The sequence below is a fragment of the Mycobacterium aquaticum genome, from assembly GCF_002086485.1.
GTDB lineage: Bacteria > Actinomycetota > Actinomycetes > Mycobacteriales > Mycobacteriaceae > Mycobacterium > Mycobacterium aquaticum.
Map to the genome: position 1 here is coordinate 18276 of NZ_MVHF01000047.1, position 24737 is coordinate 43012.

23 protein-coding genes are annotated in these 24737 nt (G+C 63.6%); 10 read left to right on the top strand and 13 right to left on the bottom strand.

Annotated elements, in window-relative coordinates:
• Window positions 1–21 precede the first annotated feature (21 nt).
• Window positions 22–1284 carry a DUF4012 domain-containing protein gene (locus BST13_RS31100; RefSeq protein WP_342744323.1) on the bottom strand — a complete coding sequence of 421 codons (1263 nt, stop codon included), beginning with the start codon at window positions 1282–1284 and terminating at the stop codon, window positions 22–24.
• A gap of 153 nt (window positions 1285–1437) precedes the next feature.
• On the opposite strand from BST13_RS31100, the gene BST13_RS40350 reads away from it, so the two are divergent.
• Window positions 1438–1938, top strand: coding sequence for a hypothetical protein (locus tag BST13_RS40350; protein WP_342744324.1), 501 nt, complete (start codon window positions 1438–1440; stop codon window positions 1936–1938).
• A gap of 46 nt (window positions 1939–1984) precedes the next feature.
• On the opposite strand, the gene BST13_RS31105 is transcribed toward BST13_RS40350, so the two are convergent.
• Window positions 1985–2248 (bottom strand): hypothetical protein, encoded by a 264-nt coding sequence (locus BST13_RS31105; RefSeq protein ID WP_083169005.1) that lies wholly within the window; start codon window positions 2246–2248, stop codon window positions 1985–1987.
• A gap of 724 nt (window positions 2249–2972) precedes the next feature.
• Between BST13_RS31105 and BST13_RS31110 the strand changes: the two genes are divergently transcribed.
• From BST13_RS31110 to BST13_RS31125, 4 genes are all read left to right on the top strand, one after another.
• Window positions 2973–5294, top strand: coding sequence for a UDP-glucuronate decarboxylase (locus BST13_RS31110; RefSeq protein WP_083169007.1), 2322 nt, complete (start codon window positions 2973–2975; stop codon window positions 5292–5294).
• Between the two features lie 42 nt (window positions 5295–5336).
• Complete coding sequence (locus BST13_RS31115) at window positions 5337–6425, top strand: GNAT family N-acetyltransferase (protein ID WP_083169008.1); 1089 nt, start codon at window positions 5337–5339, stop codon at window positions 6423–6425.
• Between the two features lie 99 nt (window positions 6426–6524).
• Entirely contained in the window at window positions 6525–7238 is a 714-nt protein-coding gene (locus BST13_RS31120; RefSeq protein WP_083169010.1) for a class I SAM-dependent methyltransferase, read from the top strand.
• Window positions 7239–7344: 106 nt separating this feature from the next.
• The gene (locus BST13_RS31125; protein ID WP_083169011.1) at window positions 7345–8358 is read left to right on the top strand and encodes a glycosyltransferase; all 1014 of its coding nucleotides are present in this window, start codon (window positions 7345–7347) and stop codon (window positions 8356–8358) included.
• Here BST13_RS31125 and BST13_RS31130 read toward each other — a convergent pair.
• The 5 genes from BST13_RS31130 to BST13_RS31150 all read right to left on the bottom strand — a co-directional run bounded on the left by BST13_RS31130 (window position 8324) and on the right by BST13_RS31150 (window position 12725).
• Window positions 8324–9064 carry a polysaccharide deacetylase family protein gene (locus tag BST13_RS31130; protein ID WP_083169013.1) on the bottom strand — a complete coding sequence of 247 codons (741 nt, stop codon included), beginning with the start codon at window positions 9062–9064 and terminating at the stop codon, window positions 8324–8326. The genes BST13_RS31125 and BST13_RS31130 overlap by 35 nt on opposite strands.
• A 63-nt stretch (window positions 9065–9127) precedes the next feature.
• The gene (locus tag BST13_RS31135) at window positions 9128–9991 is read right to left on the bottom strand and encodes a transglycosylase SLT domain-containing protein (protein WP_158087220.1); all 864 of its coding nucleotides are present in this window, start codon (window positions 9989–9991) and stop codon (window positions 9128–9130) included.
• Entirely contained in the window at window positions 9981–11123 is a 1143-nt protein-coding gene (locus tag BST13_RS31140) for a glycosyltransferase family 2 protein (RefSeq protein WP_083169016.1), read from the bottom strand. Before BST13_RS31140 ends, BST13_RS31135 begins: the two co-directional genes overlap by 11 nt.
• Window positions 11092–12081, bottom strand: a complete 990-nt coding sequence (locus BST13_RS31145; protein ID WP_158087221.1) for a glycosyltransferase family 2 protein — start codon at window positions 12079–12081, stop codon at window positions 11092–11094. Before BST13_RS31145 ends, BST13_RS31140 begins: the two co-directional genes overlap by 32 nt.
• Window positions 12078–12725, bottom strand: coding sequence for a sugar transferase (locus tag BST13_RS31150; RefSeq protein WP_083169019.1), 648 nt, complete (start codon window positions 12723–12725; stop codon window positions 12078–12080). The genes BST13_RS31145 and BST13_RS31150 overlap by 4 nt, the downstream gene beginning before the upstream one ends.
• A gap of 110 nt (window positions 12726–12835) precedes the next feature.
• On the opposite strand from BST13_RS31150, the gene BST13_RS40235 reads away from it, so the two are divergent.
• Window positions 12836–13420 carry an acyltransferase gene (locus tag BST13_RS40235; RefSeq protein ID WP_083169020.1) on the top strand — a complete coding sequence of 195 codons (585 nt, stop codon included), beginning with the start codon at window positions 12836–12838 and terminating at the stop codon, window positions 13418–13420.
• On the opposite strand, the gene BST13_RS31160 is transcribed toward BST13_RS40235, so the two are convergent.
• From BST13_RS31160 to BST13_RS31180, 5 genes are all read right to left on the bottom strand, one after another.
• Window positions 13395–14885, bottom strand: coding sequence for an O-antigen ligase family protein (locus BST13_RS31160; protein WP_158087222.1), 1491 nt, complete (start codon window positions 14883–14885; stop codon window positions 13395–13397). The genes BST13_RS40235 and BST13_RS31160 overlap by 26 nt on opposite strands.
• On the bottom strand, window positions 14882–16330 hold the full coding sequence (locus BST13_RS31165) for an oligosaccharide flippase family protein (protein ID WP_083169023.1): 1449 nt from the start codon (window positions 16328–16330) through the stop codon (window positions 14882–14884). The genes BST13_RS31160 and BST13_RS31165 overlap by 4 nt, the downstream gene beginning before the upstream one ends.
• A gap of 60 nt (window positions 16331–16390) precedes the next feature.
• Complete coding sequence (locus BST13_RS31170) at window positions 16391–17170, bottom strand: YveK family protein (RefSeq protein ID WP_158087223.1); 780 nt, start codon at window positions 17168–17170, stop codon at window positions 16391–16393.
• Window positions 17171–17338: 168 nt separating this feature from the next.
• Window positions 17339–18436, bottom strand: a complete 1098-nt coding sequence (locus BST13_RS31175; protein WP_245839874.1) for a DegT/DnrJ/EryC1/StrS family aminotransferase — start codon at window positions 18434–18436, stop codon at window positions 17339–17341.
• Between the two features lie 8 nt (window positions 18437–18444).
• Window positions 18445–19533 (bottom strand): Gfo/Idh/MocA family protein, encoded by a 1089-nt coding sequence (locus BST13_RS31180; protein WP_211296226.1) that lies wholly within the window; start codon window positions 19531–19533, stop codon window positions 18445–18447.
• Window positions 19534–20234: 701 nt separating this feature from the next.
• Here BST13_RS31180 and BST13_RS31185 point away from each other — a divergent pair.
• The 4 genes from BST13_RS31185 (at window position 20235) to BST13_RS31200 (ending at window position 23488) form a co-directional block, all read left to right on the top strand.
• On the top strand, window positions 20235–21872 hold the full coding sequence (locus BST13_RS31185; protein WP_083169026.1) for an acyl-CoA carboxylase subunit beta: 1638 nt from the start codon (window positions 20235–20237) through the stop codon (window positions 21870–21872).
• Entirely contained in the window at window positions 21869–22132 is a 264-nt protein-coding gene (locus BST13_RS31190; protein WP_095533780.1) for an acyl-CoA carboxylase subunit epsilon, read from the top strand. Before BST13_RS31185 ends, BST13_RS31190 begins: the two co-directional genes overlap by 4 nt.
• A gap of 42 nt (window positions 22133–22174) precedes the next feature.
• A complete protein-coding gene (locus BST13_RS31195) occupies window positions 22175–22816 on the top strand; it encodes a nucleoside triphosphate pyrophosphatase (RefSeq protein WP_211296228.1) in 642 nt (213 codons plus the stop codon).
• 321 nt (window positions 22817–23137) lie between these two features.
• Window positions 23138–23488: a low affinity iron permease family protein gene (locus tag BST13_RS31200; RefSeq protein WP_245839875.1), complete on the top strand. Its 351-nt coding sequence runs from the start codon at window positions 23138–23140 to the stop codon at window positions 23486–23488.
• A 15-nt stretch (window positions 23489–23503) separates the two neighbouring features.
• Here the strand turns inward: BST13_RS31200 and BST13_RS31205 are convergent, their stop codons facing one another.
• A complete protein-coding gene (locus tag BST13_RS31205; protein WP_083169031.1) occupies window positions 23504–24613 on the bottom strand; it encodes an alpha/beta fold hydrolase in 1110 nt (369 codons plus the stop codon).
• Window positions 24614–24737: the final 124 nt, after the last annotated feature.

Below are 24737 nucleotides of genomic sequence, written 5' to 3' on the forward strand. Positions count from 1 at the left end.
AGCGAGGTTACTGCTCACGGCTCATCCCGAACATGCGGGCACCGATACCACCGGGGTGACGTTGTCCAGCAACGGCTGCACCGGAACGCGAGGCGCACCCGGAGCTGTCGGCTCGGTGAGCTCATACCGCAATTCGACGGTGTGTCCTGGTTCAATACCCAACTGCGCGTGGAACACTGGGTGATCGCGTTCCGCGCCGGGAAAGATCGTCAATGGCACGCCGTCGATGGTGGCGTTGGTCAGCTGCGCATTCCTCGTCGCGATGAGTGAGATCCACAGCAGATTGGTACCGACCGGCATGTCGGCCGGTGGTGGCATATCCTTCGGGAGCCCGTACACGCCGACAACGTAGTCGGGCAGCCCGGTGCCAGGCGCCTTGTTGGTCAACTGGACTGTGACTGTCGATTTCCTGGTCTTGCCATCGCAGGACTCTGCTGCATATTCGATGTGGCGCGTCAGGTAGTAATCGATCTTGTTTCCGCCGAGGTTGTTGATCACCACCGCCGCGTACGGCGCGGGGTCGTCCGGCACGATGTGCGCCAGGGCGGTCTGCTCGAGCACCTGCTGTTCGTTCGGTGAGGCGCTCCACACCGCAACGCGGCCTTCACTGACCGCCTTGCCCAAGGCTTGTAACAGCTCACGTGGCGACTGGACGTGTCCGGTCATCTTCTTGACAACTTCGCCGGCGATATCTTGAAGATATTGCTTTCGTGCGTTGTTGTCAGCGGCAAAGCGAGAGTACGCAGTCGACTCGGTCAGCTCGACCACATTGTCCTTGGTCACCAGCTCGCCGTCCGCTGTGGTCACGGGCCCCACTGCACCGAGTATGTAGCTCAGCACCACCGGGTCGATCGCGATGACACCGTCAACACCCATTCCGGATTGCTGCTCCCACATGGACTTCCAGATCTGGGCCGCGTAGGGGAAATGAGCACTCAGATTGCTGTTGCGAAAATCCGTTGTCGGGGCGTCGAATCCATACTGCGCATCGAAATCTGGGCCCAGGTCGATGGGAGTGAACTCCTTGTCCAGGGCAGAGTTTCGGGCGAGCGTATCCACGCTCGCAGTGCCGTTGTCGAATCGGACAATGCCGAATGCGCCCAATAGGCCGCCCGTTCCCCTGGCTTCGGCATTGGTCTGGAACCCCATGAAGTAGGTGCGGGGACCGTCCGCGCCCATCATCGAGGGAGCTACGTGTGCCGCCAATGCCGTATTCCGGAGCAGCCTCGACACGTCAGCGGTTTGTGTCTGAAGTTCCGCACGAGCGTCGCGGATGACCGACACGTAGTTGGGGTCGGAGATTGCGTCGGCCTGGGCACTGAGTTTCGTGGCCGCCGTCGATATCGCATCCAATTGAGGTGCCGCGTCACGCAGCAGTTGCACATTCAGGCGTCCGCCGTCGGCAAGCAGCCGACTCGGCGACAATGCCTGTCCGACATGCACACCCGGCTGCAAGACTTCGACCACAGTGCCGAGGACGACATCGGATATCTGCTGACCGGTCCGGAACGGGCCGCCCAACCACGGAACGACCGATGCGATATCCCACGGCAACGAATGAGTCGCGTCCCGCGCCGCCTGAGCATTGGCATTGGCGTCGTCCACACGCTTCACTGCGTCCTCGAGGTTGCCCGCCAGGAGCGCTTCTTTCGCCTGCTTGGCGTCGAGGCGGGCTCCCTCAAGGCTCGATTTCGCCTGGACGGCTTCGAAACCCAGCCAGCACACGAATGCAACGACTACCAGTGGCAATCCGACAAATATGGCGCGACGCCAACTTCGGGACCTCGGTCGCCGCCTCGACCCGTCATCATCCGTATCGACGGAATCACGGTGATCTCTACCCAAGGTTCATCCCCAAACGAATATCGCGGGAATGCGTGCGCTCAGGCAGGATCCCACATTCGGGTCAGGTCAAACATGCCCCGGCAGGACCAATGACCTTGAAATACAGAGGTATGGCCAAACCCTCGATACAGAGGGCGTACTACCACTTATGGCCGTAGCACCCGAAATGGAAGATGTTCGGGAAGAACCACTGATCAGACGACGGCCTGAACACCCGCAACAGATCATGGGAACCCGACCCGAAGAACCATTGCGGTGCACCGCCGGGCCCAAGGACCGCCGGCGCAGCCGGCGCGGGCACAGTCGGTGCGGCCACGGCGGGCGTGACCGACGTCAGACTCGCTGCGGCCGCGATGGCGCATCCCGCAACGGCGACTCCAAACTTCGTAGCGACCGTGGTCATCGCCCCACCTGCCTTTCCTGTCAAAATCCTTTTGCCAGAATCGCACATCGACGTCAACTCGTCAACAGAATCGACAAACCGCCGAGCAGGTGCGAACAGGGGTCGGCACGGGTTGCCGAACGGTGCCGGCACCCACGGTTTGCCGACGGGTGATCCGGCCGCGCAACCGCCTCTGTTTCGACGCCACAACGCCGTGAACAGCTAGCCCTCTTACGTTTGCGATAATTAAATTCCGCCGCGCAAAACAGCTTTAGATGACGTTGCTGAAATTGAATTAACGCGTCAATTAACGGTCTGGACGCCTGGGCCGCTCCGGCGTGTCACGGCGTCAATAACCCGCGTTTACCTGCGTGTCTTTCACGGCTGACTGCGATGGAAACTTGACTAGGACAGCTCCTGTTTGCAATTGAAACAATATTCACTGCCAATTCTGGGAATCCGCCTCAATAACTTTGCTAAAAGCGTTGACGCCCGGCGAAAACTCTGCGATTGTGACGTCAGCGCCTTCACGGTATGGCAAATGCGAGGCGGGCGAGCCGCAAGGCAGTTGGTACTGGCGCGTGGGAAGGTACACGTGATGGTCTCAGGGGTACCGCAGAACAGCCCGCCGGACGTGGCGGCCGATTCGATCAATTGTTTGCTGACTCTAACCTGCGGCCGACTGCGGCTCAGCACGGAGCGGGCCGCGACCGCACCTATCTCATACCTGGGTAGGTGACGGGCCATGCGACGGCGAGCAGTGCTGACGGGTGGCGCCGGATTCGTGGGCTCCCACCTTGCGGAGCAGCTGTTGGCACACGGCATTGACGTGGTGTGCGTGGACAACTTCGTCACGGGTGCGGCCGAGAATGTCGCGCACCTCCAGAGCCATGAGGGTTTTCAGCTGATCGAAGCCGATGTCAGCGACTACATCTCCATTCCTGGCCCAGTCGACTACGTTCTGCATTTTGCGTCGCCGGCTTCGCCGGTCGACTACGCAGAGCTCCCCATCCAAACGATGAAGGTCGGCTCGTTGGGAACGCTGCGCACCTTGGGGTTGGCGAAGCAGAAAGGCGCGCGCTACCTACTGGCGTCGACCTCGGAGACCTATGGTGACCCACTGGTTCATCCCCAAACCGAATCTTATTGGGGCAACGTCAATCCGGTCGGTCCTCGATCGTGCTACGACGAGGCGAAACGCTTTGCAGAGGCGTTGACCACTTCGTACCGGACGAAGCACGGCGTGAACACCGCGATCATGCGGATCTTCAACACATACGGCCCCCGGATGCGCCCGAACGACGGTCGCGTGATCCCGAATTTCATCAACCAGGCCTTGTCCGGCTCTTCGATCACCGTTCAGGGCGACGGTAGTCAGACACGGTCGCTGTGCCACGTCGACGACCTGGTCGAAGGGGCGCTGCGGCTTCTGTTTTCGGATCTCTCCGGCCCGGTGAACATCGGTAACCCGCACGAGATGACGATCCTGGAACTGGCGAACCTCGTGCGCGACCTCGCAGGATCTGACTCACGGATCGTGTTCGTCGATCGTGCGAAGGATGATCCGTCGCAGCGTCAACCCGACATCACTGTCGCGCGCACCGAACTGGACTGGGAACCGAAGGTCGACATCCGCGCGGGTCTGTCCGACGCGATCGCTTGGTTCCGCGATGGGCATGATCAAGCCTCGCACGGCGGCTCATCGGGGACGGTCGGACGTCAGGCCGGGCAACCATACCGCCACAAGGTCGCGGTTATCGGCACGGGTTATGTCGGCGCAGTCACGTCCACATGCTTGGCCTCACTCGGTCACGATGTGTGTGGTTTCGACACCGATTCGGCGCGCGCCGGTCAGCTCAACAACGGTCAGGCACCGTTTCACGAGCCGGGACTACCGGAGCTGCTGAAGTCGACGCTTGCGACAGGCAGGCTGCGATTCACCGACAACCCGTGTGAGGCCTTACCCGACGCGGACTTCGTCTTCCTCTGTGTAGGGACGCCGCCAGGCCCCGACGGCTCACCGGATCTCACGCAGCTCGAAAGTGCCATCCAGTCCGTGGCTCCACACCTGCGCGCCGAGGCGGTCATCGTCAACAAGTCCACGGTGCCTGTGGGCTCGGGCAATTGGACCCGCGCGATGCTCGAGGACGCATTGGAAGGAAACCGGGACCTGGCCTTCCATGTCGTCTCCAACCCGGAGTTCCTGCGGGAAGGCTCCGCCATCGACGACTTCCTCTACCCGGACCGGATAGTGCTCGGTGGCGCCGACGTGGACGTCAGCCGTGTCGCCGAGCTCTACCGGCCAGTGCTGCAGCAGACATTCGCAGGCGGCCGTCGAAAAGTTCGGCCCGCTCTGATCACGACGGGCCTGGCTTCGGCGGAAATGATCAAGTATGCGGCCAACGCGTTCCTGGCGACGAAGATCAGCTTTGCCAATGAGATGGCGCAGATGTGTGAACTGTTCGGCGCCGACGTACGTCAGGTTCTTCCCGCAATCGGCGCCGATCACCGGGTAGGCGGTGCGTTCCTGAATTCCGGTGTCGGGTGGGGTGGTTCGTGCTTCGGCAAGGATGTCGCTGCTCTGATCGCGACCGGCCAGGAGTACGGATACACGCCCTCGATGCTGCAGGCGACTGTCGACATCAACAAGGCTCAGCGGGCGAGCGTCGTGCGCAAGCTGCAACGCGAGCTCCACATGCTGAAGGGGCGACGGATCGGGATACTCGGTCTGACATTCAAGCCAGGGACCGACGATCTACGCGACGCGCCTGCGCTCGACATTGCCCGGCGACTCCTGGCTGCCGGAGCCAAAGTATCCGCGTTTGACCCCGTGGTGAAGGTACTGCCGGAAGACCTCTCGGCGGTACGCTTGATGCGCGACGCCTACGACGCGGCAGACAGGGCGGACGCGGTTGTGGTTACCACGGAGTGGCCGGAGTTCCGCCTGATAGACCCGGCCGGCCTGCGCCGGGTCATGCGCGGCAACCTCGTGGTCGACGGCCGAAACTTCCTGTCCGAAGCCAACTTCAGTGAATCAGGATTGAGGCTGATCGGCTTTGGCTGGTAACCGGGCAATCTCCGATGCCGCGCCAGGCCGACCGGTGCAGCCATGACGCGCATTACGGTGATTCGTCCCGACGAACTCGGCCCCTGTGAGATTTCGGCCTGGCGCGATATGCAGGCGCGAACCCCGGCCCTGCAAAGCCCCTTCCTCTCACCCGACTTCACAATCGCGGTGGCCACGATGCGAGCCGGCGCCCGCGTGGCAGTACTCCGAGACGGGCAGCGCATCGTGGGGTTTTTCCCCCATGAGCGGCGAGCACTGGGAATCGGCTCGGCCATCGGCATGGGATTCTCCGACTGTCAGGGCTTGATCCACGAACCGGATCTTGTGTGGGACGCGCGAGAGTTACTCGGAAAATCAGATCTCACCGTGTGGCAGTTCGATCACCTGCTGGCGGATCAACGTCCCTTCGCGCCGTTTCACCACCGCGCGGTCCGGTCGCCGATCATCGACTTGAGCCACGGCTACGAGGATTATCTGTCCCGGCGAAAATCGGAGCGATGCAACGTGGTTCAGACCACGTGGCGGAAGCGCCGAAAGCTGGAACGCGAAATCGGCGCGCTCGATTTCGTGTACGACAGCCGGGATCCGGCCTTGCTCCGAAAGGTCATGCGTTGGAAGTCAGCTCAGTGGCTTCGGACCGGGCAGCCCGACAAGTTTGCCGATGCGCCGATGACCGGTCTCATGAGCGACTTGTTCGCAACCCGTGAGCCTGGTTGTGTCGGCACACTGTCAGTCCTGCGCGCGGACGGTAACCCCATCGCCGGGCACTTTGGAATGCGCTCCGGCTCGGTGCTCACATCATGGTTTCCCGCGTATGACCCGGAGTTCACCAAGCACTCTCCGGGGATACTGATGTTCTTCCTCATGGCCGAGGCGGCGGCCGGCGACGGCATTCGCCATATCGATCTCGGGAAGGGGGAAATGCGCTACAAGGATTCGCTCGCAAACGGCGAGATCGCAATTGCCGAAGGTTCTGTTGACCGGTCATTCGCGATGGGAGCATTGCAGCGCGTCCGGTATCTGCCAGACCATCAGCTCAAACCGTGGCTCCGCCGCCACTCCCAGGCTCACGCTGCAGTTCGCCGCGTGCGCGACGGACTGCGCGTGGCTCAGCGTCTTGGCACACGGTAGACCAAAGAAACCACGAGTCGCCGAACTCCCGGGAGGTGCGCGATCAAACTTCGACAAATCAGCAAAATTGGCGACATCGATCGTTTCAGCGAGCCGAGCGTGGTCAGCCAGTATTCGCGTGACTTCGAATTGCGCGAGGCGGAGCGTGACCTGTTCGGTCGTCATTTGATCCCTGGCATGTCGATCCTCGACTTGGGTGTCGGCGGCGGCAGAACCACCGCCTACCTTGCGGAGTCGGCTGCTCGGTACGTCGGCGTCGACATCTCCGAGGCCATGGTCCGCGCTTGCATGGCGCGCTACCCCAACGAGCGCTTCGAACTCTGCGACGCCTCCGATTTGAGCCGCTTTCCTGACGAAGACTTCGACGCGGTGGTCTTTTCGTTCAACGGCATCGATTACCTCACTGCCGAGGGACGGTCGCGCTGCTTGTCCGAAGTTGCCCGGGTCCTCGTCGCTGGCGGCAAGTTCATCTTTTCGTCCCACAACGCACGACACCTCGCCTTCGCGCCAAGACTGAGAGACGCGAGCGTATTTCGAGGCGTCTTGCGCATCGGACGGGCGGGTGTGCGGTCAGTGCCGTTGGCCGCGAGGACGATGCGGGCGGGCTGTTTCAGGACGGGCGAGGGCTACACGTGGGATCCGGAGTACGGGGGCATCTGGACCTATGTCTCCACACCTGCGACGCTGAAACCCCAACTGTCCGCGGCCGGGTTCGAGGTTGCCGACATCATCAGCGGAGCGCGGCCGGATCCGAAGCCGATGTGGTTCACGCCCTACTACCACTACGCGTGTACTCGTGCGGCTCGTTCATGACCGTGGGTATCGCGGTGCGTGAATATGGCTGGAGCACTCGTTTGTTCGGGCAAACAACCGACGCCGAGCGCCACCGGCATCACCGATGTGCACCGGGAGACGGCCGGTGACAGTGCTCCTGCCGACGACAGTCGGCGGGCACCTTGTCGAGCTGCATCTGATCGCGCAGCGAGCCGGGCTCGATGCCGAGCCCCTGTGGATGACGTGGTGCAATGCGCAAACGGCTTCCGTACTCGAGGGCGAACGCGTCATCTGGGTCAGTCCGGTACACCCCCGCGACTGGCGTGGCGTCATCCGGACGGGTCGGGAGACCTGGCGCATCCTCCGTCGGCATCGCGTCACCGCCGTCGTAACCACCGGCTCGGGGATCGCGCTCGGCGTCATCCCGATCGCCGCCGCCCATGGGATCCCGTGTCACTTCATCGAATCGGCCGCCCACGTCTCGGGAGCGGGCCTCACCGGCCGGGTCTTGCAACACTTCCCCGGCGTTCACCTCTACACGCAGTACCCGCAACGGGCCACCGGTCGCTGGATGTACCGCGGCTCGGTGTTCGAGGGTTTCCGCGCCCTACCCGCGCAGGCCTGCGGTGAGCCGACACCCATCCGCAATGTGGTGGTGACGCTGGGCACCACACGGCTCTACTCGTTTCGACGACTGCTGGAACGTCTGGTGACGATTCTCCCCGCCGACGCCGACGTGCTGTGGCAGACCGGCTGCACCGACGTGACGGGACTTCCGATCCGTGCTCGGACCGAAGTGCCTGCGCCGGAGCTGGCCGCCGCCATCGCCCGAGCCGACCTCGTCATCGGCCATTGCGGTGTCGGCACCGCCCTGGCCTCGCTCGACGCCGGCCGACTGCCCGTGTTGGTGCCGCGGGAGGCCGCCCACGGCGAGTGCGTCGACGACCACCAGCACCAACTGGCCCGCGACCTCTGTCGCCTCGGGGTCGCCATCACGGCCACAGTCGATGACCTCGATGCGCACATCTTGCACGCAGCGGCCTGCAGCAGGGTCGAGCGGATCGGCACCGCCCCGCCGTTCCGGCTCCAACAGTCGTCCCGGCCTGGCCGCGCCGGACGTGAACTCACCCGAAAGCGGTTCTGGCGAGCGCATCCTTGACCGGCAATATGTCAATGCCGACAGCGCGCACGCAGCTCAGCGCATAGTCCAACATGTCGGGCGTCGCACCGTATGGAGTCGGGCTGTCACTGACATCGTGGGTGAAGAAAACAATCCAGCCAATTCGCCGGACCGCCTGCGCGACTGCGCTTTCGATGGCAGCACGATCCCAACTCCGGTACTCCACCCCGATGGCCTTGAGCTGGGCGAGGTCGACCAGTCCCGCATTCACCCCAGGCCGGATCCCCCGGGTGGTTGCAAAGCGGCGTGAAAACAGCAGCTTTGTCCGCGGGGAAGCGTCGCCATAGGGATAGGCGAAGCTGGTTAATCGGTAGTCCCCCAAAACCTCGTTGATGAAGGCCTGATTGTGGTTGGAATCCGCATGCAGCGCCGCGGAATCCACGTCGGTGCCATATCGGTGCGAATAGGTGTGACAACCGATCTCGTGTCCCGTGTCGTGAATCTGCCGCAGATCTTCGGTGGTGTAATACTCCAAACCATCCTCGAACTGGCCACAGAACCGCCCGGCCGTGTAATACGTGGCCCGGGCATTGTGCCGTTGCAGCACGCGGGAGCCTTCGATCCACGCCGACCTGGGGAAGTCATCGAAGGTGATGCTCGCGACGGGTCGCTGGAGTCGACTCCGGATCAGCTTGACCGGCAGATGACGTGTGGTGACGTTGTTGACGCGTGGCGGCAGTTTCATCGGCCCTCGGCAATCTCGGGTGGGAGGAGTCGGGCACCGTGTCGACGCTTGGTGGGAGGCATGTCAGAAACCGGCCTTCGTCCAAGGCTGGTCTGCCCGATTCGCCTTCACGTCATCGATATAGGCCTGTGCGTCAGCCGTGTACCACCCACCCGTGGACGACCCGATGCACCCCCAGAAGGCGTAGTCCCAGCCGTGCTCATCGGCGATCTGGCTGATCGTTTTGCCGCCATAAAGCCATGGGCCGCCGTCGTAGTAGTCGCCGTCGTAGCAACTTCTCATATTGGCGGCATACACGTCGGCGTTCAACGCGGTGGACAGCATGGTGTCAGGCATGCCACCCCACCCCGAGTGGTTGATCGGGCACACCTCATTCGGGGAATCGCGTATCTGCATGACGCCGAATGAGTGATAGCAGCCATTCGCGAGATCGCTCTGGGCGCTCTGATGCCATTTCGACTCCTTGACCGCCACCGCCCGGATGGTGTCCTCATCGATACCCCACTTGCAGGCGGCCCACTGAAAAATCTGCGTGGTGACGCCCGTGAAATCACCAGTTACCTTCTCGAAGTTGGCGTTTGCGTTCTCCCAGTACTCGCCACTCTGCCACGGCCCCCAGGCAACGTCAGCCGGCCCCGGCGTGTGGTTGGCGGTGTTGTTGTCCGGCCGCGGTTCCGATGTCGTCGACGCGACACTGGCCGTGCAATCGCCATCTGGTCGCGGCAATCCGGTCGCGACGGCACAGTCACCCAATCGCGTGCACTCGCCCGAAGCAAGGGTCGCGAAGTAGGTGCGAGGAGGTTGAAGAGGTTTCGAATTCCAACCGGTAATGAGCACGATAAGCAAAGACGCGACGACGAGTCGCGACAGTTTCTCGGCGATGAGTGCTCCCGTTCGTAGGCGGCGGTCCTGCACATCAGTGGGCACTGGGTTCACCATGGACGGAGATTCTGGCTGCGTCTGGGATGCGGTTCGTGCCGATGTGCCGGATCTGGAAAAACCGCCACAGCCGCGCGAAAACGCCGGCAGGAGCGAGTAAACAGACGGTCCAGTAGGCGCTGAAGATCAGTCGGTCGAGCGGCCGGTGCGCCTGATCGGTCAGCGTCGCCGCGATCAACCGGCGGAATTGTCGCCAGCGGTTCGACCAACTTTCCTCGAAGACTGCCAGAGCGAACGCATGCCGCATGAAGTGCGGGTTCTTCTCGGCGGCCGCTTCGATGCCGAGGTGGCGCGCGATGGCCCGTTGCATCTCCACCGTGGTACGCAGGCCTTCGGGTGAAATCGTGCGTCGGAGGTACATCGAGTCCGGATGCATCCGGTACTCGCCGAGCGGCTCGTGAATCGCACGGACAGGAGCGGCGAGGGTGGCGCCGAGCGTCAGGTACGCGTCGGCGGCGCTACGAAAACGGCGCGTCGGCATCGGCAGGAGTTGTGCAAAGACATCCGATCGGATGACGACACCTGAAGTGGCAGGGGCGATCTGACGCCCCGTCCGGCGGACGTGATCACGCAGGTCGCCCTCCGACAACCGGGCCCGCAGCGGCCTCGTGTCCCCCGTTCGGCGACCAAGCGTATCGATGACGTGGAGTGGATGCACGACCATTCCCGCTTCCGGACACTCGCGGACGGCCTCGTTGACCGCGGCCAGTTTGTTCGGCTCCCAGCGGTCATCCGAGTCGAGCAGTGCGATGTAGTCGCCTGTGCACAAACCGAAGCCATGTTCTATCGCGGCCGATTGCCCGCTGTTGTCGATGCGCGTCACCCGCATGGCATTGTCGTGCGCTCGCGCGTACTCGGCGGACCAGGCGGACACGATCTCATCGGTACCGTCGGTCGAACCGTCGTCCACCACCACGATCTCGTAGTCGGTAAAGGTTTGCCGCGCAACGGAGTCGAGCGTCTCGGCGAGGTAAGCCGCGTGGTTGTAGGTGGCGATCAGGACCGAGACAAACGGGCGGGAAGGCGTGAGCTCGCCATCATCCTTCTCTGGACCGCCGACGCCGACGGTCTGCAGCCCAGGGGCGGGCTCAGCGCGGTCCGGCGTTCCGATAGGCGTCATAACGCAGACCGAGGAGGCCGGTGAGATTCCCGAGACCGTAACTGACGTACCACAATGCCCTCACCAGAACATGCCGGCCCAGCAGCAGGCCGAGCGGGAGCATGAGCAGTCCCATCCCCACCCGGACAAGGCCCTTCGCCGCCCGCACCGCCAGAGTGCGCGTCGACGGTTGCAGCTCCCGCTCGCAGAAGCTCCAGGTGTTCGCGGTTCGATATACCCGCTTCAATACCCATCTGACACGCGTGCGGTCGCAGGGAACGAACTCGTGGATGACAGCGTCGTCAGCCCAGACCAGCTTGCGATTCAACCGTGCAAGGCGCAGGAAGAACAGCGTGTCTTCGCCACCGGAGAGCCCCAGACGTTCATCGAAAGGAGCTTGCGCATCGGTAAAAACGCGGTTGTTTATCAGCGCGTTTCCGATTCCGCCGTGCTCTATGAGATCGCCCGTTGAGTGGCGCTGCCCCTCGAAGTACTTCCCCCGGGTCGCCCACTCCGGCGCTGGTCCCTCGAAGATTCGAACCGCGGGCCCGAGAACCGCATCGGCGTCGTATGCCGCTTGGACGTACAGCAGCTCATCGAGCCAGTTGGTTGTCGCGACCTCGTCGTCATCGATGAACGCGGTGAACTCCGCAACAGTTCGGGAGAACGCCACCGCGCAGTTGCGCACCTGCGATATGCCACGTCGCGGCTCGTGCAGATAGTGAAGCGGCCACTTCACCCACGCGGCTGCGTCGGCGCACAGGCTGCGGGCGGAGCCGGCGGGATCGTTGTCGACCACGACGATCTCGATTTTCAGCATGCGCGAGTGAGGGAACGACAACTCGTTCAAGCTGCGCAGCAGGCGCCGCAGGCCCTGTGAGCGACGATAGGTAGCAATGCAGACCGCAACCCTCGTCGGGTCGGTACGGGGCGCAAGGCACACCGAAGCGGGGTTGATGTCGGGCTCGATGTCACTCACCTCGCACCATCGCCACGGAGTATGACGGGCAGCGTCCGCGCCAGGATCGCCACGTCGCCGCGCAGCGATCGCTGCCGCACGTAGTCGATGTCCAGGCGAAGCATGTCCAGTGTGCCGAGCGTGCTGCGGCCGCTGACCTGCCACAGCCCTGTCAGGCCGGGGGGAACATCGAACCGCGCATCGAACTCGCTCGGGAACATGTCAGCGGTCCACACCAGGCATGGCCGTGGCCCGACCAAAGTCATGTCGCCACGCAGTACGTTGATCAGCTGTGGCAGTTCGTCCAGACTCGTCCGACGCAAGATCGAACCAAACGGGGTGATGCGGGGGTCGCCGTCGAGCTTGCGGCTGCCGCGGCTGGAAGTGTCTTCGCCCCGCAGGTCACGAGCGATTGTCTCGCGCAGTGCGGTGTCGTCGCCGCCCACGCGCATGGTTCGGAACTTGTAGAAGCAGAACGGCTCTCGACCGAGTCCCACCCGAGGCTGGGTGAACAGGGCCGGACCCGGGCTGGTCAATCTGATCACGACGCCGATGATCACCATCAGCGGGAAGAGAACGATCAGAGCGGATCCCGCGATCAATACATCAGCGGTCCGGCGCGCCAGGCGCTCCCATCCGCTGCCCGAGCAGTCACGCCTGGACATGGTCGATCCTTGTGAGCGAAAACTGTATGGGCTCACCGAATATCTGCGGGCTGAGACCCAACTGGTCGGTCGTGTCGCCCCGACGAGCTGATTCCGGCAATACTCTTGACATGAAGCCGGTTGTATCGAACCCAGTCTTCGTCCACCCGCAGGGGCTGTGCGAGAGCGGCGATGTCGGCGCAGGCACGCGGATCTGGGCATTCGCACATGTGCTCCCCGGCGCGAAAATCGGTCGTGACTGCAATATCTGCGACCACGCATACGTGGAATATGGTGTCACGCTCGGCGATCGGGTCACGGTGAAGAACCGGGTCCTGTTGTTCGACGGCGTGACCGTCGAAGACGACGTATTCCTTGGACCGGCAGTCGTGTTCACCAACGACCTGCGCCCCAGGGCGGCCATGAAGCGTGGCCGCGACGAGTTCCTTCCGACCATCGTCAGGACCGGTGCCACATTGGGAGCCGGTGTCGTCGTGGTCTGTGGATCCACGATCGGCCCACACGCATTCATCGCGGCCGGAGCCGTCGTGACACGGGACGTGCCTGCGCACGGATTTGTCGTCGGCAATCCGGGACGCCTGATCGGTTGGGCGTGCGAGTGTGGAATGAGGCTCGGCGACACCCTGGCATGTGCGTGCGGTCGTTCGTATCGACAAGAGCCTGCTGGGCTCATGAGCATCCGTCCTCCCGACTAGACCTGGGTTCTGTCACGTCCTCGGCCAACCACGCCGATGCACCAAGGCCCGTATTCACAGCGTCGGCCGGAATGGTGCGCGAGTAGCAGATCGCGACCATGAGGCCGATCGCCGCTGTGAACGCGGAATTGAAGGGCGCGAAGGTCACAAGGGTGATCAGGACCGTGAGCACTGACGCTTGGCTGCCCGTCCGCAGCGTCCGCCATTCCACGCTGTCTTCCCGTGGGCAGCGGCGCAGAACCGCAATGATCACCACCAACACGATGATCGCGGCGACCGGTATGCCGACCTTCAACGCAAGCCAGAAATAGCCGTTGTGCACGAACGGCGTTGTAGCCGTTGTCACCCGGCCCTTGACCCCCCACGTCAGCGTGGCACCGAATCCACCGCCCGTGAAGGGCCGTGCGGCGATCGCCTGGGCAGCCGCGTGCGACTCGTAGATCCGGTACAGCACTGATTTGTCAACGGCCAACTTGTCCGCGGACATCAACCGCACCAATGCGGTGTGTGCCGCACCCGGTTTGAGGACGGCGGCAGCGGCCATGACACCCAAGCCGATCCCGATCCATCTGAATGCCAGTAACCGCCCGCGCGCCCCGGACTTCGCCGACACAAACAAGCAGGCAATACCCGTCGCAAGCCAAGTCGTCCGTTCGAACGTCAACACGATGCACACCACGTTCAGAAAGAGGACCGTCGCGAGAAGCCATTTGACAGCGGGCCTGCGCACCTGACCGGAGATCAACGCCGCCCAGGCCAGAGCCACCGCGACCGGATAGGCGAACATTCCGCCCTGCAGCTGAGGCGACGAATGTACATGGCTGATGCGCACGCCAAAATCGCCCACCTGCGAGAAACCGGCGGAGAACAGCCACTGCGCGAGGCCCCACAGCCCTAGGACCAACCCCATCGCGACGAGTAGCCGGGCAAGTTGCCTGCGTGCCGGTTCCTCATTGACCAGCGGCCACGCAATGACGAAAGTACCGACTCCGAGCACTGCGCGGCGGGTTTCGTAGCCCGCCGTGCTGACGTCCGCGCCGTGACGGACACCCCAAAAGAACTGGACAGCGCAAATCCCCGCGAGGCCAACGCCAAAGAGCAGCGGTAGATCCATCCGCAGCCGTCCACGAACAACGCACCAGCCGACCCTCAGGAGACCGACCAGCAGCAGCGCGTCCACTATGAGCAGACTGTGGCTGCCGCGTCCGCCGACGACCGAGAACATGTCCTGCACCTGGAACGGGACCAAGACAGTGATACCTACAATTGCCGCGACCACCCACAGCGGACCTGCGAGCGCAACCAGGATCGTCAGTAACCACGCGACGGCCACGTACGGTTCGACAGGGAGAAGGATCCCGAACGCCAAGGCCATCACGCAGGCAGTGACGACGTAGCACCGCAACACGGCTGTCGTCGCGGGTTGCCACGCCTTGGCCAGGCCGGGGCCGAGCTGCGCGATCATGACCGCATCCGTAGGAGGGTTGGCAGCAACACCGGGACACATGCGAGATAGCCGACTGCCGCAGCGACGCATGCGGAGACGGAATTGCCGGCGCCGCAAGCGATCAGAACGATGAGAACACTGAAGGTCACGATGAGCTGCAGGCTCAGGCCGGCCGCGACGGGACGCAGCCTGCCCCACAACGCCCGTGGCGTCGTGCCCGCACGGTGTGTTCCGGCTACCGTCAACACCGCGGCGATTGGCACGAATGCCAGCAGCTGCGCCGCAGCGGCGCCCCGGATCCCGGCGAGTGGCACAAGGATCCCGAGCGCCAATACCGTTGTCAGACACTGCGCGACCATCGCCTTTGCACGTAGCGATATATGGCCGGTACCCGTGATCGGCTCGACAATACAATCGACGACTGCTTGACAGACGCCCACTACCAACAGAATCTGGAATGCGGACACCATCGGCTTCCACTCCGCTCCAAATGCAGCAGGCAGGATTGTTGGTGCGGTCAAAACCCCGATCGGCAGCAGTGGCAACATCACTATCGACATCAACTGCACCGATTGCTCTGTGCGTTCTCTGCACGTATCGGGCTGTGAGGCTGTCGCCGCAAACAACACCTTGCCCACCTGTCCGGCAATTTGAGTCGACGGGGCCAACGCGATAGTGCAGGCTACCGAGTACAGGCCCACGAGTGCCGCATCACCGGAGCGGCCGACCACAAAGTACGGGATATTGCTATTCAGCACGTACGCAAGCGAGTAGAGGAAGAACCAGCGACTTCCGACCTCGGCAGGTTCTTCGTCATGAACGGGGTCATGACCCGAACACTGAGCTCTGAGTGCAGGCAGGCACAGAACCGATGCGAGCACGGCCAGCATTCCGAACAGGACGAGTTGGCGCGCGACGAGCGCCCACACACCGAAACCTCCCAGCGCCATACCGACGGCGACGACCGCTGACAGCGCATTCGCGCCGAGGGTCAGGGCGCCGAGCGGGCGAAATCGCATGGACTTCTGCAGCAATGCCGTCGGCACGACGGCAATTGCGTGTAGTGGTAAGCACAGCGCCAGTACCGCAACCGCTTTCGCATCGCCATTGCTGGCGAACTTGTCCACCACAGCGTTGGCTGACGCAGCCATGATGACGGCCAACACGATGGCCACCAACAGACAGCGCTGAAACGCGCGCACCAAACCGGCTCGACTCAGGTTGTGCTGCACAACGATCGAGCCCCATGTGCCTCGGTCGACGAGCAACACACCGAGATAGACAAGCGCTGCGCCCACCGAGACGGTGCCGAAGCTCGCCGGTGACAGCCATCGCGTGAGCAGCAGCAGCGAGCCGTACGCAAAGGCTTGCGCGATTACGTTGCTCGCCGTCATCCACCACGTCGAGCTGCCTATACTCTGCCCGATCTGCGCGGAGCGTGCCTCATGGGCGACCCCGCTCATGCCACCCGTGACCCAGGTGATTCCAGCGAGTGGACTATCGCCACGAGGGTGGCCATCAGGTCAACGACCCCGATTGGACGAAAGTCCCGCGGCGGCCGCGGAGTGTTGTGGCGAGCTCGCAGCCGGCTGTCCCATGCGGCGTCGCAACAGTGCGGCACCTATGGCCGCGAAGACCCCGACACAGAGCCCGCCGGCCGCCGCGACCGCGGCGGTCGACATGGTCGACATTTGGGCGACTTCTACTGGGGCGCTGGTTGAGTCGATCTTCATGGTCGGGTCGAAGTCGCCGCTGCGGATCAGCTGTATTGTCCGTAGCGCCGTGTAGGCGTCCCTGACGTGAGAACTGTCCGGCGGCCCGGCCGCGATTTCCGCACTCATCGCAGCGATTCGCTTGTCGAGTTCGGCGGAAATCGTTCGCCACCTGTCCTGCATCGTCGCTTTGGCGTATCCCTCGGCGATCTTCGCCGCCAGAGCAGGCTGCCGCGCTTTGGCGACGATCTCGATGACATTCGCATCCTGCAGGGGCGCTACTTTGACGGCCTCGGCCACCGAATCGGGAGTCCAGTCCCCGCCCAGGTATTCAGCCGCCAAGGTGGCGGCTCGACGGGAGCTCAGGATCGCCGCCGCGGTGGCGGTCGTGCGCTCGACATCTCCAGACTCATGGAGCAGGCTGGTGCCGATAAAGGTGTCCTCCCACTGCGGAAGGGTGGCGAGAACGACTCGGGTGGTCGCCGTATACGTGCTGACATGTCGGCTTGACGACCAGACGCCGCCGCAGACGGCGATCAGGGTCACGGCGACCACCAGCGGCCACCACCGGGCGATCTCCCGGATGCTCACGGACGTAGGCCGAGAATCAGAGCGAATCATGGCAATTTCCTGCAAGGCTGAGTTGAGCAATGGCGCGGTCGTCTGAATCGACCGTCTCGAAGGGTCCCCAGAAGTCGAACCACAATCGCCTGGGGTAGGGCTGATCTGCGGACTCCGGACCTCGTCCGCTCGCGTGGATCACATCGGTGCTTTCGACAGTACTTCGCATATCCGGCTCACTTGTGCGTCGGTGAGCGTCGCGAACATGGGGACCGAAAGGATCTGGCGCGCAGCCTCTTCGGCGATGGGCAAGTCATCTGCGAACTCGCGGAAAGCGGGCTGCCGGTGGCATGGGATTGGGTAATGAAGCCCCCAGCCGATCCCGTGACGGTCAAGTTCGGCCGTCGTGGCGGCCCGGTCTTCGACCCGAACCACTGCAAGGTGGTGAACGGATTCGGCGTCGGGATGAGTCGCGACAGGCCGTACCCACTCCGGAAGTTGCCGACGGTATTGGTCCATCGCGTGCCTGCGTGCGGCATTCGCATTGTCCAGGTCCGCGAGCTTGATCGACAAGATGGCCGCCTGCAACGTGTCCAACCGACTGTTGCAGCCGAGCACCTCATGTAGATGTCGGTCGGCGACGGACCGGCCGTGGTCCTGCCGCAGCCGGATCTTCGCTGCGAGATTGGTGTCCCCGGTGACAACCGCTCCGCCATCGCCCAACGCCCCCAGGTTCTTACCGGGGTAGAAGCTGAATGCAGCGGCGTCACCGAGGCTGCCGGCTCGCCGCCCCCGCAGTCGCGCTCCGTGCGCTTGCGCGGCGTCCTCGATCAGGGCGATGCCGTGCCGTCGCGCCACGGGCACCAGGGCATCGACGTCGGCCGTCTGACCGAACAGATGAACCGCGATGACGGCAGCCGTGGCTGGGCCTATGGCGGCCACCACCGCGTCGGGATCGATCAGCAGCGTATCCGCCAGTACATCGACAAACCGTGGCCGTGCGCCAACCAGGCACACCGCTTCTGCAGTGGCGACGAAGGTGTTGGTCGGGACGATCACCTCGTCGCCAGGTCCGATTCCCAGGCCGGCGAGGATCATCACGAGCGCGTCGGTGCCGCTCGCCACACCGACGCACGCCTTTGTCTCACAAAATTCGGCGAAGCTTGATTCGAACTCCTCCACCTCGGGACCGCTCACGAAGCGCCCATGGCCGAGCACCGTTTTCCAGGCGATCTCGAATTCGCAGCGCATGGCGCCGTTGACCGACGCCAAGTCGACGAATGGAATACGCTCCACGACGCTCGTCACGACGCCGCCTGGGTGTCTACGACGGTGGGTGGGATCCAACCCACCGAAGGCGGCCGGATTGCGTCGGGGGTACCCACCGCGACAGCATCGTCGGTGGCGACAAGCACCCTGACGACCCCGATGCCACGTTCGCCGGAACTCTCCGGCGGGCGACCCGTTCGAACACAGTCGATGAAGTGCGAATCCTGTACCAGCAAGGGCTCCTTCCACTGCACTTCGACCGAAGCAACGGTGTCTGTTCGAATTTTCGGAAGGAGGTGAAGGGGGGCGCCGTCCAGATCGGCAATATCAACATCTACGTCGTAGATGTTGATGGGTTCATCATTGGAAAGGTCGTTGTAAACCAACATCTTCTGATCGCCGACAACTGTGATGCGGCGGACCTTGACCGGAGAGAGCCAGCTGACGTGAGCGAACGCAGGTGCAGCGGTATGTGGAAACTCCATTCGCAAGTAGGCAACGTCAGGCTGTATGTCACCAACCGTGTATTCCGCCCGCGCCACGACAGCCTCCGGAAATTCATCTAGCAAGTACGAGGCAATCGAAATGTCGTGTGGCGCGAGATCCCAAATAACATTGCAGTCTTTACGCGGACCGGGTCCACTTTGTAGGCGTGCCGTGTCGACATAGAGAATTCGACCGAGCGCCCCAGAGGTGATGATTTGCCGTATTTTCCAGACCGCGGCGTGATATTCGAAGGTGTGGCCCACCATGAGGGTCAATCCGCGTGCATCCGCTGCGTCCGAGAGCGCTTCAGCGTCCTCAACCGAGGTAGCCATGGGCTTTTCGACCAGCGTGTGCAGTCCGGCTTCGAGCGCCTGCAACGCTATCGAGCTGTGGCTCCACGGTGGTGTGGCGATGACGACGGCATCCAACATGTCCGTGACTTCGCCCAGGCACGCCGCGCGATGGACGGCGGGAAAGGCTGTCGCCGCATCACAGCGCTTGTCCTGCTCGGATTCGATGACCATCAGCTCAACCCCGGGAATGCCGGCGAGCACGCGGGCGTGCTTGGACCCCCAGTACCCGTACCCGATGACACCGACCCGCACACAGTTGTCCACCTGCGACCTGCTCTTGTACATGAGAGCCCCCAGCCCTAGAGCCAAGTACCCGCAGGAGCGCCGCTGCCACGAGACGGGGGCGGCTTCCGGTGGCGGCGGGGGATCTGCTCTGCCTGGAGGACAAGGCTCGGCGCTTCGCTAGCGTTAATTCCGGGCAATGGAGCCTCCTTTGCTCACCCAGGCAGACTCTTACACCTGGACGACAACAGCAAAGAAGATAACGCTTTGACCACGCCTCCGCTCGAGTTTGCACGAATTGCCTCTTGCGGATTGTTCCGGTTAAATATTGACGCGGTTAGCAAATTTCAAACTGTTTGCATTGGACCATAATTCCATGTACTCGCGGCGGTGTTGCGAGGTGAGCAGATGACGCACTCAAGTGCCCACCTTGCTTGCTGGCCGAAATGTCTGCGTCACCTCCTGCAGGATGGGTTAACTTCCGAAATGACGGTGCGACGATCATCCGCATATTGGGCGTATACGCACTGGCCCGGCGTGCGGACGCACCGACCGACTGTTTGAAACGGCAACCAAATCCGCGGGGCCGTCAGTGCCGCCGCAGTCAAGCCATGCCAACCAGAGGCCCGTGCGGTCACGGCTTGCCTGCGGCTGGATCGAGGCCCGGGTACACGGTTGCTGCCATCAGTTCTGCCGCAGAGACCGCTGGGGTGAGTCGCACCTCTCTTAGACGTGTCTTATAGAAACCGTTAGCATCGTGACCCATGACGAGCGTTACCGAGCCGCCGGAAGCCCAAGCCGAGCACCAGGTGGACATCCACACCACCGCAGGCAAGCTTGCCGACCTGCGCAAGCGCACCGAAGAGACGCTGCACCCCGTCGGCGAGGCCGCCGTGGAGAAGGTGCACGCCAAGGGCAAGCTGACGGCACGCGAGCGCATCTACGCGCTGCTCGACGAGGGGTCGTTCGTCGAGCTGGACGCCCTGGCCCGCCACCGCAGCACCAACTTCGGCCTGGCCGAGAACCGCCCGCTGGGCGACGGCGTGGTGACCGGCTACGGCACGATCGACGGCCGCGACGTGTGCATCTTCAGCCAGGACGCGACGGTGTTCGGCGGCAGCCTCGGTGAGGTCTACGGCGAGAAGATCGTCAAGGTGCAGGAGCTGGCCATCAAGACCGGCCGGCCGCTGATCGGCATCAACGACGGCGCAGGCGCCCGCATCCAGGAGGGTGTGGTCTCCCTCGGCCTCTACAGCCAGATCTTCCGCAACAACATCCTGGCCTCGGGCGTCATCCCGCAGATCTCGCTGATCATGGGTGCCGCCGCCGGTGGCCACGTCTACTCCCCCGCGCTGACCGACTTCATCGTCATGGTCGATCAGACCAGCCAGATGTTCATCACCGGCCCTGACGTCATCAAGACCGTCACCGGCGAGGACGTCACCATGGAGGAACTGGGCGGCGCGCACACCCACGAGTCCAAGTCGGGGACCGCGCACTACGTCGCGTCCGGCGAGCAGGACGCCTTCGACTACGTCCGCGACCTGCTGAGCTACCTGCCCCCGAACAACTACGCCGAGCCGCCGCACTACCCGGCTCCGGCACCTGAGGGCGCCATCGAGGACAACCTCACCGAAGAGGATCTTGAGCTCGACACCCTGATCCCGGATTCCCCGAACCAGCCGTACGACATGCACGAGGTCATCTCGCGCATCCTCGACGACGACGAGTTCCTCGAGGTGCAGGCCGGCTACGCGCAGAACATCATCATCGGCTTCGGTCGCATCGAGGGTCGCCCGGTCGGCATCGTCGCCAACCAGCCCACCCAGTTCGCCGGCTGCCTGGACATCAACGCCTCGGAGAAGGCGGCGCGGTTCGTGCGCACCTGCGACTGCTTCAACATCCCGATCGTCATGCTGGTCGACGTGCCCGGCTTCCTGCCCGGCACCGACCAGGAGTACAACGGCATCATCCGCCGCGGCGCCAAGTTGCTGTACGCCTACGGCGAGGCCACCGTCGCCAAGATCACCGTCATCACCCGCAAGGCCTACGGCGGCGCGTACTGCGTGATGGGGTCCAAGGACATGGGCTGTGACGTGAACGTGGCGTGGCCGACGGCGCAGATCGCGGTCATGGGCGCGTCGGGCGCGGTCGGGTTCGTCTACCGCGGGCAGCTCAAAGAGGCCGCCAAGGAGGGCAAGGATGTCGACGCCCTGCGCCTGGAACTGCAGCAGACCTACGAGGACACTCTGGTCAACCCGTACATCGCTGCCGAGCGGGGTTACGTCGACGCGGTGATCCCGCCGTCGCACACGCGCGGCTACATCGGCACCGCCCTGCGACTGCTGGAGCGCAAGATCGTCCAGACGCCGCCGAAGAAGCACGGGAACATTCCACTGTGAGCGAGGCGACCGTGACTGACGAAACCCAGGCCGACGCAGCGAAAGCCGACCACGAGGCCCACATCAAGGTGCTGACCGGCAACCCGACCGACGAGGACATGGCCGCCCTGATGGCCGTGCTCGGCGCCGCCGGTGGTGGCGGCACCGAACCGGTGCGGCGCGACCGCAACCTGTGGGGCCACCCGGTGGACAAGCTGCGTTACTCGATCTTCAGCTGGCAGAGGGTGACGTTGTTGGAGCGGACCCACATCCGGCGCTGACGCAAACAGCCCGATGAGCGGTTGCGCGACAAAGGAACGGTACTGATGACCTGGGTCGTCCTGGGTTCGGCGTCGACGGGCCGGCTGGGCGTGCTACGCCAAGCCGGCGTCGCCCCGCTGGTGGTGGTCTCGGGTGTCGACGAGGACGCGATCATCGCCGGATTGGGCGATGCCGCACCGGGGCTGGTGGTGAATGAGCTGGCGGCGGCCAAGGCCGACGATGTCGTGACCCGGCTGCCCGCCGCGGTCGCCACCGACTGTGTGGTGATCGGTTGCGATTCCATGCTGTTGCTGAACGGCCGGTTGTGCGGAAAACCGGGTACACCCGAGGTCGCCCGTGAGCAGTGGCTGGCAATGTCCGGGCAGACGGGCCAGCTGTACACCGGGCACGCCGTCATCGCGGTGCGCGATAGATCGGTCAGCCATCGGGTCGTCGAAACCGCGGTAACAACAGTACATTTCGCCACCCCGACAGCCGAGGACCTGGAGGCGTACCTGGCCACCGGTGAGCCTCTCGGTGTGGCAGGCGGTTTCACGCTCGACGGGCTGGGCGGCTGGTTCATCGACCGCATCGAAGGTGATCCGTCGAACGTGATCGGCCTGAGCCTGCCGCTGCTGCGGCGGCTGCTGGCGGCAGCCGGGGTGTCGGTCACGGATCTGTGGAAGGCGTCGGCTTCGGTCTGATTGCGGTTCGCGGCCCTGAACATCGAGATTCACTCAGGGGATAAATCACGCGACTCATTTATCCCTGACGTGAGTCTCGGTGCCCGGGGGCGCTGATGACGTATGGCCGCACCCCATTGCAGTGGCACGGCGAGTGTGCCGAGAACACCCATGCGAACCCTTCCCTCGATCAGGACCGCGGATACCCGGGCCGCCACGAACAAAACCGTGCGTTTCGGGCGGGCCGCGCGGGGTATCACCTTTGCCGCGGGCCAGTTGGTGCCGGCTCGATGTGTCAGGAAAGGCGCAGGCCGATGGCAGCGGGCGAGTACGCCGCGGCGTTTGACGGCAGTACTCGACACCACCAGCCGGGTAGCCGGATCACGTTGGGCTGCTGCGGTTATCGCCGGCTCGGCGGTCCTGTTCCTGATCGCGGGCGCCGCTACCGGGTTCGGTCACTGGTGGCAGGTGTTCATCGCATCCGCCGCGGCGCTGGTGACTCTGCCGATGCTGTTCGTCCTGCAGCACACCACCAACCGGCAGACCACCGCAATCCTCATCAAACTCGATGAGCTGATCCGGGCGACCACCGACGCCAAGGCTGACTTCATCGATCTCGAAGACCAGGAGGTCAGCGAGCAGGAGGCGCTGCACCACGAACACCATCACGGAGACGACGCGCCCGCAAGCTGATCCGGGGCCATGACCTCATGCGGTACGGGCGTCGCGCGGTCTCAGCAACTCGCGCACCGCCGCGACGTTCTGCCGGGCAGCGCTGGACCGCTCGGCTCGGCGCACCAGTTCCATCTCGACCCGCTCACGCACGTCGATGCCCAGCAAGTTGTTGTCCGCGTTGAGTTTCCGTACCCATGCGTCCGGAGCGACCAGAGCCCGATCCCACCGCTCGACGTCGCGCCAGTCGTCGATGCTCAACTCGCAGGCGGTCTGACGAAGGACATCGCCCAACGCCCCGTCGAGCAGTCGACGCATCGAATCGGCGCCGTGCCGTGGATTGGTGATGAGCCAGGAGTGGCAGGCATCGCGCACCCGGTAGAGCGTGGCGTTCGCGTCATCGGCTACGTCGCAAGCACTTTCGAAGGGCACGATCGCGTCGGCGTCCCCGTGCACCACCATCGTCGGAATGCGACGCTCGCGCATGACCCGCAGCAGCGGAGTGCATTCCCCGGACTGCAGGATCGCCCGCGCCGCACCGGTGAGGCCCGTCGACGGCAACAACCTGCCCATTGCGACAGCGGTCAGCAGGCGCAGGTATCTGCTCGCAGACGCGATCTGCATCCAGAACGGGTCTCGGTACAAATCGATCATCGCTCCTGACACCGCGCGCCATATCTGCCGGGGTGAGTGCAGCGCCGCCGCGACCGCCGTGTCGAAGGACGAACCCGCGGCGGCGTCGAACAGGATGGCCGCCAACACCCGGTCAGGCGCTGTGGCCGCGAGGTGGATCGTCATCCTGCCCCCCATCGAATGCCCCGCGAACACTGCGCGCTCGATGCCGAGCGCATCCAGAGTTCGGACCACCAGAGCGGTGCGGTCACTGAGTTCGCCTGCATCACAGGGCAAATCATGCGTATCACCGTGGCCTGCGGTATCGACGGCGACAACCAGAAAGCCCAGACCGGCGACACGACTGAGCGTGCGAACATACGCCCGACGGCTCAGTCCCAAGCCGTGCAGAAAAACCAACGGCACTCCCCTGCCTCCGACGGATACACCGACCTGGTGTCCGTCGTCGAGCCGAATCACGTGGTGGGACAGTCGAACCCTGGCTCCTGCTCGACCGGATGTCGCCGCATTCATCGGGCATCTCTCCTCTTTTTGCGACGTGGATACCCATGGCCGGCTGCGTCAAACTCCGGGCCTCACAAGGCCGGTGCCAGCATGGCTCCAAATGGCACCCTGGAGCTGGTTTCGACTGCCTCAC